This is a genomic window from Psychrobacter sp. TB67, assembly GCF_000511065.1.
Taxonomy (GTDB): Bacteria; Pseudomonadota; Gammaproteobacteria; order Pseudomonadales; family Moraxellaceae; genus Psychrobacter; species Psychrobacter okhotskensis.
Genome location: NZ_AYYA01000004.1, coordinates 26,498 through 41,504, shown reverse-complemented (window position 1 = coordinate 41,504; position 15,007 = coordinate 26,498). Strand labels below are relative to the sequence as shown.

Genomic DNA, 15,007 nt, shown 5'->3' with positions numbered 1-15,007 from the left:
TTATTATGAGGCCGCTATCATATCGGTTGTGCTCATGTTGCATACAGGGCAAGCAAGAATGATGGAAAATATAACAAGCTCACTGTTTTGCATCAGTTGAAATTGTAACGTTTTATGCTCAGCTGCGCATAATTAAGGCTCAATAGTAGGCGATAGTGTTATGAGATGCTAAAGTAAGCACCTACGATTGACTTAGATAATCATACAGGCGTTAGTCATTGACGAGCGATGAGTATAAGAATCATTGGTTTGATCATCCACTTAATAAACGGTTACTACACATTATGGATCTTTCCCTCTTATATTATGGCGCGCAGTGCTTAGCTGGTTTCATCGCGTTTGTGACGATTTGGGGTTTGTTGCCTCTTGATAATTGGTGGGTGCGCGGCGTTGAGTTCCCTCGTATTCAAATAATGGTGCTTGGCGTCGTTGCTTGGGTTGGCATGCTCGCATTTTGGTCACAATGGCAGCTAGGGCAGTGGCTGTTATTTGTCGTCTTAAGCCTGACTTTGGCCTTTCAGCTGAGAATGGTATTGCCTTATACCAAATTGTGGAAAAAAGAAGTACAAAGTGCCAAGGACAAGCCAGATGGCGAAGATCATCAACTCAAAATTATGGTATCAAATGTCTTAACCCCTAATGACGAAACGCAAAAACTGGTCGATTTAGTCAAGCAAAGACAGCCGGATATTTTAATTACCCTAGAAAGTGATAAAAAGTGGGAAAAAGCCCTGCAGCAAATTGAGCCAGACTATCCGTATACCGTAAAAGTACCGCTGGATAACCTGTACGGCATGCATCTGTATTCTAAGCTTGAGCTGATAAATCCTAAAGTCAAATATTTAATGATTGATGATATTCCCTCTATCCACACGCAGCTGCGCTTACAAAGCGGACGAGTGATTTGGTTATATTGTTTGCATCCTATGCCGCCAAGCCCGACGGAAGCGGATAAGTCAACGACTCGTGATGCAGAGCTGCTTATGGTTGGCAAACATATCAAAGAAAATGAGCAAACGGCGATACTTGCTGGCGATCTTAATGATGTGGCTTGGTCAAAGACAACGCGCCGCTTCCAACGTATCTCAGGTCTACTAGATCCTCGTATTGGTCGTCACTTTATCAATACCTTCCATGTCAATTATCCGTTTTTACGTTGGGCCCTGGATCATATCTTCCATAGTGCTTGCTTTACCGTGGTTGATATCAGACGTATGCCCTCTATTGGCTCCGATCATTTTCCGGTCATGACGACCTTACAATATGAGCCAGAAGAAGCCAGCAATCAAGAGCAAAATGCTCCTACTGCTAATGCAGAAGATGTTAAAGAAACAGAAAATAAAATCGAAGCTGGCAAAAAAGAAGGCTGTAAAGTCTCAAAAGAGCATGCAGCAGAGCAGTCGTAGTTAGAGAATGTCCTAGTATTTTCGCTAAACCTTTATAGTCTTAAGGGCTACGCCAATAGGCTTCCTCAAAACGTAAGCAAATGCTTACGTCAAATAAGGTCTTTAGCCTCTAGTGGTCTTTAACCAATTGCCCTACAATACAATCATCAACACAAGGATAGGCAAGGATGCAGTGTTGAGGCAGTGACAATCTAAGCACAGGTCAGCCCGCTGTCTTATAAGTTACTGTTTACGACTTAGGATAAGTCAGAATGGAAGAAATAATAATAATACACAAAGAAAAGCCCCGAACCAATCGCCCTAGGTTCGGGGCTTTTCTTTGTGTATTATTATGAGCTGATAAATAAAGTAGCAGTTTCTAGCATATCAAATGATATCAGCAGTGCATAATGTATCAATATTACTTTTCACTCACTATATCCAACTTTCTAAGTAATTTACTAAGAACAAAAACAGGCTTTCCTAGGTAAGAAGAAAAAACACCTATGAGTTATTAATACAAAAAAGGGGTACATGCATTGGCATATATCCCTTTTTATTCAACTATTTTTACTAAGATGCCACTTATTAGCGCATTGCTAAGATATTAACCAAGTACTTGGATGTAAGCACCGGCGCGTAGCTCTTGTAGCCAGTCTTCTTTGGCTTGCGGTGCTAGACGTTGATATAACGCTTGACGTGCCATGCTACGGCGATATTGTTCACTAACATCTTCTTGGCGCTGACCTTCTACTTTTAGGATATGCCAGCCAAACTGGGTTTTAAAAGGCGCAGAATAATCACCGACTGCTGTATTTTTCATCACTGCTTCAAACGGTCCAACCATATCGTCTGCACTTACCCAATTTAGATCGCCACCACGTCCTGCAGAACCTGGGTCGTCTGAATAGGTCGATGCCAGACCAGCAAAGTCAGCACCGCTGCGCAGTTGCTCATACAGATCATTAATCTTTTGCTCAGCAAGCGCATCCGTTTGTAGCTCATCTACTTTGATTAAGATATGACGCGTATGCCACTGCGGCACAAGCATTTTATCACTGTCTTTTTTATCAGCGAGCTTAATGATATCAATGCCTTCTGGCGTCACTAATGGGGCACTTACTGCGCCGACATCAAGCTTGGTAATCTCGCTCGATAGCTCGGTCGGGAGAGCGGCGGCTTTATGAAAGCCCATATCGCCACCTTGTATTGGAATAGGGTAGCTACCTTGGCTGGCAGTAACGGCTGCAGCCACGTCGACATTGGGCTCTAGCAAGCGCGCACGTAGTGCTTGTGCTACTTTGAGTGCTTCTTCACGCTGGGCTTCTGACAGTCGGCTGTAGTCATCCATATAAGGCACGCGTACATGGACGGTCTGGTATTCGCTTTGGTTTAGGCGCTTGGCTTCTGGAGAGGCCAAAAATGCATCGATATCCTGCTCGCTAATACGTACACGATTGCTGATTTGACGTTGTTGTAGAGACTGAATCGCAGCATCTTCAATCAGCTTAGCACGCAGGGTCGCATAGCTTCCGGGCTGCGCGGCATCTAGGCGTTGCTGCAAAGCGGCGATACTACCAAGCCCTTCAGCTTGAGCGATTTGACCAAGACGCTGATTAATCTCAGCTTCATCAGGATTTAGACCGACGCGTTTAACCAATGACAGTTGTAGTTCACGCAAGATGAGAGCATTTAATACTTCAGACTGTAGCTGTGCTGAATTGGCAATCGGCTCACCAGCCGCTTGGGCGCGTGCTTGGGTCTGGGTGATTGCGTCCATCAAGTCGCTTTTTAAGATAGCGTTTTCATTGACTAAAGCAATGATACCATCGGTACTGTTGGCTGGGGTCAAGCGATTGACGTTACTTTGCTCAGCAGCAGCGTTTGCTTTAGGCGTTGGTGCTTTTGCAGCATTAACGGTAGCAGCTTGAGCACTGAAACTAAGTACAAGGCCTGCACTCATACTCATAGAAAGCAGTACGGCTCGGCTGGTCTGACGTAAAGAAAAAAATCTCATGATGCTCCTCATCAATGTCATCGCATCGGATGGTAGTCGGTCAACGCTATCCAATACTTTTAATAAGCAAATATTGTATAAAGTCGTCCATAATAGGGTTACGAACAAGGTTATGTAATAGGTAAGTAGTGACGCAAATAATGCCTCAATATAGCATTGTTTGCGTTTTTTAGTCTTTCCATGCAGTTTGCACAGGTTCAAAGCCTAAGATCTTATCAGCGAGCAATCGTGTCAAACGGCTGCTACTACTACCAAGACCATTCAATCTAATCTCTGCCATAATCGCTTGTGTTGGTTTGTCTCTAACGTTCAAGTCATTATAGTAACGACGACCATAAACTGCAAAACCGAAACAGCAATCTTCATAATCAATACCGACTAACGAGTCGAGCATCTTATCACGATTATAATCGTATTGACCTTGCGCCAATACGCGCCAGTTATTATTAATTGGGAAAACAGCTGAGGCAGTAAAAGCTGATAGCGGCAACTGATTGGTATTTTCATCGCGCTGGCGCTTCACAAATCCGATATTAAACAAGCTGTTATCTGATGGCTGATAACGCAATTCAGTCGTAATATAGTTCAAGTCATAACTGTCAGTGAGCGCGCCGCTAACATCCACCCAAACATTATTATAAGGTTGCGTACTGGTATCCCAGACCATTCCAGAAGAGGAAGATCTAAAAACGGGTTGCTGGTTTTCAAGGGTGACGCGCCCATCATCGATATAAAACTGCTCAGCAATGCTACCATCAAAACGTGTCACACCCGTTGCGTCGATGTAACGATAATTAACCCCAGGGGTAATAGAATGCAAATCTTGCAAGCGATCATGCCCTAAAAACCAACTGTCCGAAAACAACTGCTCGTAGTTAATGGAAGCAATACGAGTGTTAAAGTTAGGGATGTCGTTTTGGTTTTTAAACGGTGAGTAGGTGTATTTCAAGCGCGGACTTAATAGGCGATAGCCACCCAGCGTATCGTCAAAAGCCCCAAAAGGTGAGCCTGCTTGATAGAAGTTTAGACCTGCGTCAATACTGGCTTGCGGCACAAATACCGATTGGCTACCATCTTGATCATTGAGTTGATTGTCCGCTAAGCTGTCCTCATCATAAGAGGTATACAGGTGTTGTAGGCTGACTTTGGGCTTGATATAACCCCATGACTTTTCCATCGGATAAGCGGCGCTAATTTTATTATAGATTCGCGCACCGCTTTTTTCATTTTCAGAACCATCATCGATAGATTTTTTGAAATAAGCAGAATCATGGACACCCGTAATATCAAAACGCTCTGCCCAAGGCAATCGGTAATCAAGTTTGAGCTGTGGTAAACGTGAATATGGCTTGTCTTTGTCTTGTAATGGCTGACCATTGTCGGTAAAAGCATTGAGCGTTTGGAAGGTTTCGACTTTTAATTCACCGTTCACATAGTCATTATAATAATTAAGTCGAGCACGGCGCGGTAAGTTTAAAGTATTGTCTGATAAGCCTAGGGTGTCAAAGTCGTTAATATAATCTTCATCCGACACATAGCTGTATTTAGCATCGCCACTTAAGCGTGGAATACTATTTGATGACCAGTAATGATCATAAAAAAAACTGGCGCGATCTTCGTCGTTATACTCTTTGTCGTTCGGCAAATACGAGCCGTTAAAAATTCCTTCGCCATAATTTTCAGTCAAATAGCGAAACTCACCTGCGAGCATCGGGTTGCGATCGCTGTAGATATGTGTATTGATCGTCGCATCATAATTAGGTGACAAATTGAGATAGTATGGGATATCAACCTCAAGTCCGCTTTTACTACTGACACTCGCATTCGGTAATAAAAACCCCGTACTGCGCCGACTGTCTATGGGGAAGTTAAAATAAGGCAGATAAAACACCGGAACATCTGCAATACGGAAAGTAGTATTGTAAGCTTTACCGCGACCTGTCTCAGTATCTAAATCAATGCTTTTGGCATCAAATTGCCATTTACGGTCAGTTGGTGGGCAGGTACTGAACATGACTCGATCAAGCTCATACTGGCTGTCGTTAGGTCGGTTGAGGCGTTTGGCATAGCCATGTGCTTGGAGTTCTACGCTAGCAAATGCCACATCATTGGCTGTGGACTGTCCCGTTTCGGTATTATAAGCCAGACTGTCTGCGACACCAATAAGACCGCCTTTTGCCGCCTGATCGGTGATATTTCCTGTAGCAGTGTTTTGAGTATTGTTTTGAGTATTGGCACGTGTTACTTGCTCGCCAGTCGCTTGATCGGTGAACATTACTTTGCCTTGCGCTGCGGTAACACCACTGCTTAAGTCCAGCACGATTTTATCGGCTTCAATATGCTGAGTCCCTTGATCGACAATCACATTACCAGAGAGCTCGGCATAGTCGACATTGTCATAATATCCATAATCAGACTCTGCAAATAAAGGCGCCTGATTATTAGCCACACCATTTAGATTGGTTGCCGTCTGGCCACTATCCATTGCCGCTTCATTGACGGCGCGCTGATAATTAGCGTTTTGCTGTGGGTAGACCCATTGACCTTCACAGCGTTGGGCACTATCGACAGCATTCGGCAGTAGGCGCAAGTTTTTGCCTACTTTTGGGATGGTTTGCGTGGCAGGTGTTAGGGTGTTCTGGATAGTGTCATCTTCAGACTCTACGGGTTTGTCACTAGCGTTTTGCGTTGATAAGTCAGTATCAGGGGTGAGCTCATAAAATTCTGCCAAACGCCGTAAACTGTCTTGAATACTCTCGTCACTGGTATCGATTGCATCATTGTCGCTGACAGCCGCTAAGGGTTTTTTCTGCGTTTGTGCCTGAGCTTGTGCATCGTCATCACTATTGTTAGCGATTTCAGTGATGTCTAAATTGCCATTATCGAGGGTGCTGCCAGTATCTAAGTCAAGATTACTGCTCTCAGAGGCAGCATTTACAGTCTCTTCGCCTGCTTCATAAACACTACTCTGCGCAGCGGCACGCTGGTAACTAATGTCTTGATTGATGGCGTTGACATTAGCGTTGACATTGGTATTGGCGTCGGTATTGATATCGCCGGTTAGGTCAGAGACATAACTGCTGGTAGTATCAGCGGGCAAAGATGCGGTCGTCTGTGCGTCAGCATTGGTAAGTGCTGCGCTGACGGTCAAACTTGATAAGCCTAAGGCACCAAATAAAACCAAACGGATGCTTTGGTAAAGCGGAGAATATAACAAGGGCACACCTATGATTGCAGAGCCTATTGAATGACGATATTTAGTTTAGTAGCCGTATTTTAGCTATATTTAGCGGCTCATTAATGATTAAAAAATCAGGAACTAATCATATAATCTCAAAAATTTGGGTGTTTTACATATAATGACGACTAATCATAGTCAAAAAAAACCAAATCAGCTACACTATTTACCAAAATTTATAACATCGCCAAGCCGTTTTTTAGATTATTGCTTAGCGCGTTGATAAAACTATGTGTCAATATCTATATTACAACAGATACTGTCAATCAAGCTGCCACTATTTTAGCAAGGTTTTGCCTGACTTATCACTACTTTAATGATTTATGACTTATATTTAACCTGCGATGCCCTCTATGACTGATACCATGCCTTTAAATACCCCTCTGAATGCCACTCTGAACGATAGGAATAACCGCCAACAGCAGCTAGAGAATTGGTTGCAACAAGTGTTCATCGACCGAGAGTTTGTGCTCGACAGTTTGCCTGGTGACGCAAGTGCCCGCCAATATCACCGTATCCAATTGGTTGATAACGATGCTGACACTGCGCGTTATATTGTCATGGATTCTGCTGATGAGCAAGACGCCTTGCAGCAGTTTATTAATGTTGCGAAGCTAATGACACCCGCCATCAATGTGCCAACGCTGGTTGCGCAAGACGTGGCAAAAGGCTTTTTGGTGTTACAAGACTTTGGTACGATTGAGTTTGCCCATTTACTCGTCGAGGCGACGCCTGAACAGATCAACGATTATTATCAATTGGCCATGCAGACCTTGGTTTCCCTACAGACTGTGCCAGTAGAGACTGCCAGAGTGCAGCACCAATTGCCCGATTATGACACAGCATTACTGAACCGCGAGATGGATTTATTTAGCGATTGGTTTATCCCCTATATTGATGTAGAGCTGAATCAGGACTTATGGAATAACGTAAAAACGGTATTGATACAAGAGATTTTACAGCAGCCTGCAGTGATTGTGCATCGTGATTATCACAGCCGCAATCTTATGCAAGACCAAGCCGACCCCACGCGTTTGGGCGTGATAGATTTTCAAGATGCGGTGATCGGCTCTTACACTTATGATTTGGTGTCATTGTTGCGTGATGCTTATGTTGAGTGGTCAGAGCATCAAATATCTGACTGGATTCGTGACTTTTGGCAATTGCAGCAGCAAGCAGCGCTCACCACCGCCGATAGTGTTGAGCAGCTTGAAAATGATATGAATGTGATGGGCGTGCAGCGGCATCTCAAAGTATTAGGGATTTTTATCCGTTTGTCTAAGCGCGATGGTAAAGACCGTTATTTGGCTGATATTCCCAAAGTCATGCGAGATCTAGTACTTGAGCTAAATTGGCTTGCTGAGCATGGTAATGAATCGATGAAGCAAGCGCTACTGCCATTTAATCAATGGCTAAAAGACACGGTATTACCGGCTTATAAAGATAAGTTTGACTCGTTATAAAAAGGGCTAATAAGCTGCGTCTATCACTATCACTATCACTATCACTATCATTATAAATTGAATAAGGAGCGTGCATGTCTACCATTACGCAAGCAATGATTTTAGCTGCTGGCAAGGGAACGCGCTTGCGTCCGTTGACACTTGAGACGCCCAAACCATTAGTCGAGGTAGGCGGTCAGCCGCTGATTGTCTGGCATATTAAGGCACTGCAAGCAGCGGGGATTACTGATATTACGATTAATGCCTCGTGGCTTGCTGACAAGCTTATGGATACCTTGGGTGATGGTAGCGATTACGGGGTCAAGTTGCACTGGTCACGAGAAGATGACGAACCTTTAGAGACCGCTGGTGGAATTTTTCAAGCGTTACAAACAGGTAAGTTACAAGACGAGCCATTTATCTTAGTCAACTCCGATGTCTGGACGACGTATAATTTTGCTCAGTTGCAGGATTATGAGCTGGGTGCTGATCAACGGGCGCATCTATTGTTGATTGACAATCCAGAGCATAATAACGGTGGTGATTTTGCGCTCAATAATGGTCTGGCTAGTGAGCAGCCAATTGGTGATGCAGACAAATATACCTTTGCTGGTATTAGTGTAATGTCGCCACGATTGGTCGATGGGCTGGTAAGCGGGCAACCCGCTGCGCTAGCGCCTCTGCTTAAGCAAGCGATGCTTAAGTTCCAGATTACGGCGGAAGTTATTCGTGATAATTGGATAGACGTGGGTACACCTGAGCGCTTAACGCAGGTCAACGAATTTATTGACAGTCATGGCGTGGCTAACCACCGCGGTGCATAACTTTAGGGGATATTAATATTAATTAATAATTCTTTAATAGATCTTACTTCAATCAATCTTACTTTAACGAAGATCATAAAAAGCGCCGCATTGATTTACAATCAATGCGGCGCTTTTGTTTAGCGAAATAGGGCAGGTTTTACACGCCCATTGCCAACTTTATTAATTGGGCAATGGTAAAAATAACGGCAAATCCTGCTATATATAGACCAATGAACCATGCCCATTGTGATTGTTTTTTGCTGAGTTTTTTCATAATCGTCTCCCAGTGACGTATTAAGGCGCTAATGATCTTAAGCGTTCGCTACCAAGAATAGTAATAGTAGCGAAGGCTGATTCTCCTTAACATATAGCCGTTAATACATATGCTCGTGATCCGTTTTACCCTTAAATGTGTAATAGGCAAAAGCGGTATAACTCAAGATAATCGGCAACATAATACCCGCACCAATGAGCATAAAGGACAGCGATGTATCAGCAGCGGCCGCTTCATAGATAGTCATTTGGTACGGTACTATATAAGGGAACAACGCTGTACAGACGCCAATATAACCCATCAAGAACAGCGCAACGGTCATTAAGAAGGGGCGATATTCACGCTCAGTCCGTAAATCCTTACGCATGAAAAAGAATAGCAGCAGCACGATAACTGGCATTGGCGCTAGATATAACGCACCCGGCAAACTAAACCAACCCTCGAGGGCTTCGATATCTGAAAAATACATAAACACGGTAACGACAATCATCGCCAATACCAATGCCGATAATATCCAACCAGACACTTTACGTGCCCATACTTGCAGCTTGTGTTCGGTTTTAATGATTAACCACGTAGAGCCAAGCAAGGCATAACCGACTATCAGGGCAAAGCCGCAGACGATAGAGAAGGGGGTGAACCAGTCAAATGGACCACCAGTATACAGACGATTGCTCGCCTCTAAGCCTTGCACCAACGCCCCAAGCATAATACCCTGCGAGAATGTCGCCACTACTGAGCCGACGAAAAAGAACGTATCCCATACATGACGACGTGAAGAGGCTTTGAAACGGAACTCAAACGCCACTCCGCGCATAATAAGACCAAATAGCATGGCAGTCACAGGCAGGTATAAACCGGTCATGATGATGCCATAAGCCACTGGGAAAGCAGCGAACAAACCACCACCACCCAATACCAACCAAGTCTCATTACCATCCCAAAAGGGAGCAATAGAGTTCATCATACGGCTACGGTTTTTGTCTGAGCCGGCAAAGGGGAACAAAATACCACAGCCTAAGTCAAAACCATCCAACAGGACATAGATGAAGACGGATAGGGCAATTAATCCGCCCCAAATTAAAGGTAAATCTAATACATCACCGTAGTTAAACATTAGCGTAACCCTCCATCATCGACGTCATCGGCAGGTTTATCCAAATCTTCTACTTTCTCACTGACGTTACTATCACCACTTAACGTGCGACCTTGACCTTCAGTGATAGAATGCTCATAGAAGTTGTCATCTGCTGGATCTTCATAAGGTTGTGGACCTTTAGCAATCAGGCGTAAGATATAAAAACTGCCTGCACCAAATACAAAGACGTACAGCACAATAAATCCTATAAGTGTCGTTGCGACTTGCTGTGCTGCAACCGGTGACATGCTCTCAGCAGTACGAATCACCCCATATACTGTCCATGGCTGACGACCAGTTTCGGTCACAAACCAACCGGCGAGTATCGCGATAAAACCAAGCGGCGTCATCATCATCCACGCACGGTGGAACCATTTGCTTTCAGGATCGAATTGTTGTTTTTTAAAGTATTTATAAAGGCTAAATAGACCAACAAGCAGCATTAATGTACCGATAGCCACCATAACGCGGAATGACCAAAAGACGATAGGAACGTAGGGCCGATCTTCTGGCGCCCAGTTTTTAAGGCCTTTAACTTCGCCGTCTAATGAATGCGTTAAAATTAAGCCCGAGACATAAGGGATTTTAATTTCATAATGGTTTTTTTCTGCTTTTTGATCTGGAATACCGAATAAGACAAGCGGTGCACCGCGCTCATTTTCCCACAGACCTTCCATCGCTGCGACTTTAGCAGGTTGATGTTCTAGAGTATTTAGACCATGCATATCGCCAATAAATATTTGTGCTGGCGCAACAAAGATGGCCATGACCATCGCCATGCCGAGCATGACACGACCATGTTTGCGATGTTCAACATGCTTTTTGGATTGCAGATAATACGCACCGATACCACCGATAACGAAAGCTGTGGTCAAAAATGCCGCAGTCATCATATGCGCGTAACGGTAAGGGAATGAGGGGTTAAAGATAATTTCAAGCCAATTGGTTGGATAGAGCAAACCATCAGCACCGACCATAAAGCCCTGCGGCGTCTGCATAAAGCTGTTGGCAGCCAAAATCCAAAAACCAGATATTAGCGTACCAATAGCGACAATCGCTGTTGAAGCAAGGTGCATGCGTTTACTGACGCGACCCCAACCAAACAGCATAATGCCTAAGAACGACGCTTCTAAGAAAAAGGCGGTCAATACTTCGTAGGCAAGTAGTGGGCCTATGACGTTACCGGCTTTATCAGAAAATACGGCCCAGTTAGTACCGAATTGGTAAGACATTACCACGCCCGATACTACACCCATCCCAAACACTACGGCAAATATCTTGACCCAGTGCTTATAAACTTCGGCATAAATAGGCTCACCAGTTTTGAGCCAGCGGAACTCTAAGACCGTTAGAAAGCTGGCAAGACCGATGGAAAAAGCTGGAAAGACAATATGCCATGAGATAACAAAAGCAAATTGAATTCGCGCGAGCATCAGCGCATCAAGCTGGTCAATCATAAATGTAGCGAACATAAACGGTTACCTTTATCTGTTAGCTGAATAGCGCAGGCTTCCATGACACGCTTAAGTAGCTGTCCGTAAATCAGGATGATAAGTGTTACGGGCAATGGCTCAGTATTAGTTAGCAACCACTATCAATTTATCAAATGCGGCTGAGCTAATACTGTCTAGCTGAATGAAGTAATTTATATCCCTATAAATTAATATATTACTGTCATTTACAATGAATGTAGTATGCGCCACCCTAAGTACACACGCAAGTTACCTATGGGACTGGTCGCACACCTACCAGTCACCAAAACTTACTTGAAGAAATACCCTGTCGATAAATGAACATAGCCCAAAAGCATAGAGGGTGTTTAGTATTTATTATCAATACCATTTTTAAAATGAGGACACGCCCTAGTCAGTATCTTGTCAATTAGACGAGCCTCATTGCTGCAATTGTTGATGCAAAATCCGTCGCAGGGTCAACACGGTCTGCGGATTTTCTTGAATACTATGACCACCTGTGATGATGGTTTCTGAGGTGGCGCCTTCGAGATGGGCGCTGGTGTAAGGAACGATACCATCTGATAAGCGCTCGGTCAGTGCTTGGCTAATATCTTCATCGACAGTCACCGCAGCGACGAGGGGCTTATTGGTTGACTCAGATGCAGGTTTGGGGCCATCATTTGTGCGCGCACTCTCGCTGTTGTCTTCTAATATCTCTTGAGATAAGTCAATTCTTGCACCGCCGGGCTGCATTTGCGCCAAGCCTCTAGTGATGTCGGCATCATTGTTAGCGATGATCGAATGATAAGTAATGTCGTCATTGATCTTGATATCTTTGGTCAGCTGAATAAAAGACGATTTATCGCTTAACTGACTGGCACCGTTCTGTAGGTACAGTGCACCTAAAGGATTTTGTGCCAAATCCCCTTGAATGGCGAGAGTAGCCAAGTTATCAGTGAGGGTCTTTACCAAGCCAACCGGTAAATAAACGATGCGGCGTAGTGCTCGAGTAAACCAGCGATCAGCGTAGTCGGTACCTTGAAAGGGCGAGGATAAAAAGATAGCAGTGTCGACCTGTGGCAGCCTATGTAGCTCAAAACGGTTGCGCAGCTCATCATTAGCAAAGGCTTGTTTTAGCATCTCATCGACTTGGCGTTTACTGCTGTTTTCGAGCAAGTCTTTATCCTCTAAAGCGTCTAAGTTATTGGCAAGATTATCATCAGACAGCATCATGCGAGAGATGATACCGCCCATACTGTGACTGATAATGACGCTGTTTTTGCTAGCACGGTTGCCTCCTTGAGGATCGGTCTGCTGATAAGTGCTCTTGATCAGCTCCTGAATTTGATAGCGGTTCTCTAAAATAGGTAAATTGGTCGGATAAAAAACCTGCCACACTTGATAATTATCGCGCAACTTATCATCATTAAAAATATCGTTGGTCAAATTTACCCACGTGGCGGGGCTAGACGCCAAGCCATGCACCATAATGATGACCCGTTTATCAGGATCGTAAGGCTCTAGCATAAACAGTTTGGGTAAGCTGGCTTCTTTCTGGCGGGTGATTAGATTTAAGTAACCAACGCCATCGAGCTGGTTTTCTGCCAGCCATAGTCCATAACCGGCAGAGAAGTTCGCCGCCAGTGGATAGTTATCACCCAAGATAGTGGCGCTCTCGCTACGATGAGGGTTGTATAAGTGGATATCGAGCTGATGACTGCTGAGCGTATCCAGTATGCTATCGCCAGCGGGCTTAATTAGGCCCGTCATCAATAAATGACCCGTGGGGTAAATGCGTGAGCTGGGCGCACTATCATCCTTTTTGCCATCGACCGTGTCTTTATTCAGTCGTCCCGACAGCGATGAAACCAAGAGCTGACGCACAGTGGTGGTATAGCGATCATTCAGTGACGCGACTAAGCTAATCCCCAGTCCTGGGCGCTTACTGATTGAGTTAAGACCCGAGAGACGTAGATCATAAGTGGACACCAAATCGGCGAGCGCTGAGGTTTGCTTTTGCGCATTTTGAAGGTAGTTACTTTCGTTAGGCAGAAAAATATTGAGATCATAGCGGTCTACTTGTACCTTCATGACCTTGACTTGGTCAGTAGGCTTACCCTTTAAAGGTGCATGGTTTGCAATAGCACCTTGGCTGCCAGTATCGGGCACAGTGGTGCTCATCGGTAGATACTCTACTTTGGTATTGCCCATGAGTTTATTTGCGCCATCTACCGACTGATATAGCTGGGTAATGACGTCATTGCTGGCTGAGTTATAAATGTCTTGGGTTTGGATATCGATGTCAGTTGGAATGCGGTTTTTGGCCTGAGCTTGGCTTTTTGCTTTATCTGCCCCTTCAAAATCATGCGCTAAACTGTCATAAAACAGATAGGTATAGCTGAACTTAATGGCATCGAATAGTCGACCTTGATAACTAATCAAGCAGGCATCTGTATTTTTCTGCTGCTCTTTAGCCTCATCATCGCTCAGAGGTGCATTGGCATAATAAGGATCAAGCGGCGGACGGGCGAGCGCATCTTGACACTCTTTAGACTCGGCAAGCTGGCGAGCTTTGGCGTAATGTAACTCGGCAAAAACGGACAGCGCTGGACGATAATGTTCATTAAGCATACTGTCAGTAAGCTGCGTCAAGCACAAGTCAAACTGCTGAAAACAGGCCTGCTCATTAAGTCCTGCTGACAATAAAGCCGATGCTGTGTCGCTACTGAGCTCATCGTCTGTGACGATATTGCCACGCTGTGCAGAAATGGTCTTTGCTGAGGCTTGTTGTGTCACAGAAACTGTACTACAGGCAGGTAGTAGCGCCACGGCTGTTATTAGCCCTAATAGAATGACAGGCTTTGTTTTTTTAATAGCGTGTGTGGCCGGATTGCTGACAGAGCTAGCGAAAGTCATAGGGGATTCCAGTAAATAATAGTCAAGCCTATAAGATAGATATAGTGAGTGAAACATAATATCGAACCATTATGCACTGTTGATATCCATTTTTCTTGCTTGCTGTGCCTACGCAGACAGAGGCCACCAGACAGAGCCTATAAAAAATTGATATCAGCAATACCGTCGTGCTTTTAGAATATATTGACTATAAGTAGTCAGTATAACAGGATGAGTGTAGCGTAACTTTTTGGATTTCACTAGGGCGTGTTGAACATTCATAAATGAACACTGCTGATCGCTAAAATTGTTCCAGACACGGCGCAAGTCGAAGATTATGTTGATATCTTAGCTAGAC

The 15,007-nt window shown here is 44.4% G+C and carries 9 protein-coding genes; 3 read left to right on the top strand and 6 right to left on the bottom strand.

Annotated features, from left to right (window positions below):
• Window positions 1–284: 284 nt before the first annotated feature.
• On the top strand, window positions 285–1,406 hold the full coding sequence (locus W293_RS0100175; protein ID WP_198015400.1) for an endonuclease/exonuclease/phosphatase family protein: 1,122 nt from the start codon (window positions 285–287) through the stop codon (window positions 1,404–1,406).
• Between the two features lie 586 nt (window positions 1,407–1,992).
• Here the strand turns inward: W293_RS0100175 and W293_RS0100170 are convergent.
• Together W293_RS0100170 and W293_RS0100165 are read right to left on the bottom strand one after the other, a co-directional pair.
• Complete coding sequence (locus W293_RS0100170) at window positions 1,993–3,402, bottom strand: peptidylprolyl isomerase (RefSeq protein WP_025650517.1); 1,410 nt, start codon at window positions 3,400–3,402, stop codon at window positions 1,993–1,995.
• Window positions 3,403–3,571: 169 nt separating this feature from the next.
• A complete protein-coding gene (locus tag W293_RS0100165; RefSeq protein WP_025650516.1) occupies window positions 3,572–6,619 on the bottom strand; it encodes an LPS-assembly protein LptD in 3,048 nt (1,015 codons plus the stop codon).
• Window positions 6,620–7,005: 386 nt separating this feature from the next.
• Here W293_RS0100165 and W293_RS0100160 point away from each other — a divergent pair, with 386 nt between their 5' ends.
• Window positions 7,006–8,103, top strand: coding sequence for an aminoglycoside phosphotransferase family protein (locus tag W293_RS0100160; RefSeq protein ID WP_227502406.1), 1,098 nt, complete (start codon window positions 7,006–7,008; stop codon window positions 8,101–8,103).
• A gap of 74 nt (window positions 8,104–8,177) precedes the next feature.
• Entirely contained in the window at window positions 8,178–8,906 is a 729-nt protein-coding gene (gene murU, locus W293_RS0100155) for an N-acetylmuramate alpha-1-phosphate uridylyltransferase MurU (RefSeq protein ID WP_025650514.1), read from the top strand.
• 139 nt (window positions 8,907–9,045) lie between these two features.
• Here murU and W293_RS17570 read toward each other — a convergent pair whose 3' ends face one another.
• From W293_RS17570 to W293_RS0100135, 4 genes are all read right to left on the bottom strand, one after another.
• Window positions 9,046–9,162 (bottom strand): DUF2474 domain-containing protein, encoded by a 117-nt coding sequence (locus W293_RS17570; RefSeq protein WP_373299586.1) that lies wholly within the window; start codon window positions 9,160–9,162, stop codon window positions 9,046–9,048.
• Window positions 9,163–9,262: 100 nt separating this feature from the next.
• Window positions 9,263–10,279 carry a cytochrome d ubiquinol oxidase subunit II gene (gene cydB / locus W293_RS0100145; RefSeq protein WP_025650513.1) on the bottom strand — a complete coding sequence of 339 codons (1,017 nt, stop codon included), beginning with the start codon at window positions 10,277–10,279 and terminating at the stop codon, window positions 9,263–9,265.
• Window positions 10,279–11,772: a cytochrome ubiquinol oxidase subunit I gene (locus tag W293_RS0100140; protein ID WP_025650512.1), complete on the bottom strand. Its 1,494-nt coding sequence runs from the start codon at window positions 11,770–11,772 to the stop codon at window positions 10,279–10,281. Before W293_RS0100140 ends, cydB begins: the two co-directional genes overlap by 1 nt.
• A 420-nt stretch (window positions 11,773–12,192) precedes the next feature.
• Window positions 12,193–14,670 (bottom strand): esterase/lipase family protein, encoded by a 2,478-nt coding sequence (locus W293_RS0100135; protein ID WP_025650511.1) that lies wholly within the window; start codon window positions 14,668–14,670, stop codon window positions 12,193–12,195.
• Window positions 14,671–15,007 lie beyond the last annotated feature (337 nt).

Excerpts from the sequence above, each read along its gene's own strand:
- W293_RS0100175 (WP_198015400.1), top strand. The coding sequence starts at position 285 with ATGGATCTTTCCCTCTTATATTATGGCGCGCAGTGCTTAGCTGGTTTC.
- W293_RS0100170 (WP_025650517.1), bottom strand. The coding sequence starts at position 3,402 with ATGAGATTTTTTTCTTTACGTCAGACCAGCCGAGCCGTACTGCTTTCT.
- W293_RS0100160 (WP_227502406.1), top strand. The coding sequence starts at position 7,006 with ATGCCTTTAAATACCCCTCTGAATGCCACTCTGAACGATAGGAATAAC.
- murU (WP_025650514.1), top strand. The coding sequence starts at position 8,178 with ATGTCTACCATTACGCAAGCAATGATTTTAGCTGCTGGCAAGGGAACG.
- W293_RS17570 (WP_373299586.1), bottom strand. The coding sequence starts at position 9,162 with ATGAAAAAACTCAGCAAAAAACAATCACAATGGGCATGGTTCATTGGT.
- cydB (WP_025650513.1), bottom strand. The coding sequence starts at position 10,279 with ATGTTTAACTACGGTGATGTATTAGATTTACCTTTAATTTGGGGCGGA.
- W293_RS0100140 (WP_025650512.1), bottom strand. The coding sequence starts at position 11,772 with ATGTTCGCTACATTTATGATTGACCAGCTTGATGCGCTGATGCTCGCG.
- W293_RS0100135 (WP_025650511.1), bottom strand. The coding sequence starts at position 14,670 with ATGACTTTCGCTAGCTCTGTCAGCAATCCGGCCACACACGCTATTAAA.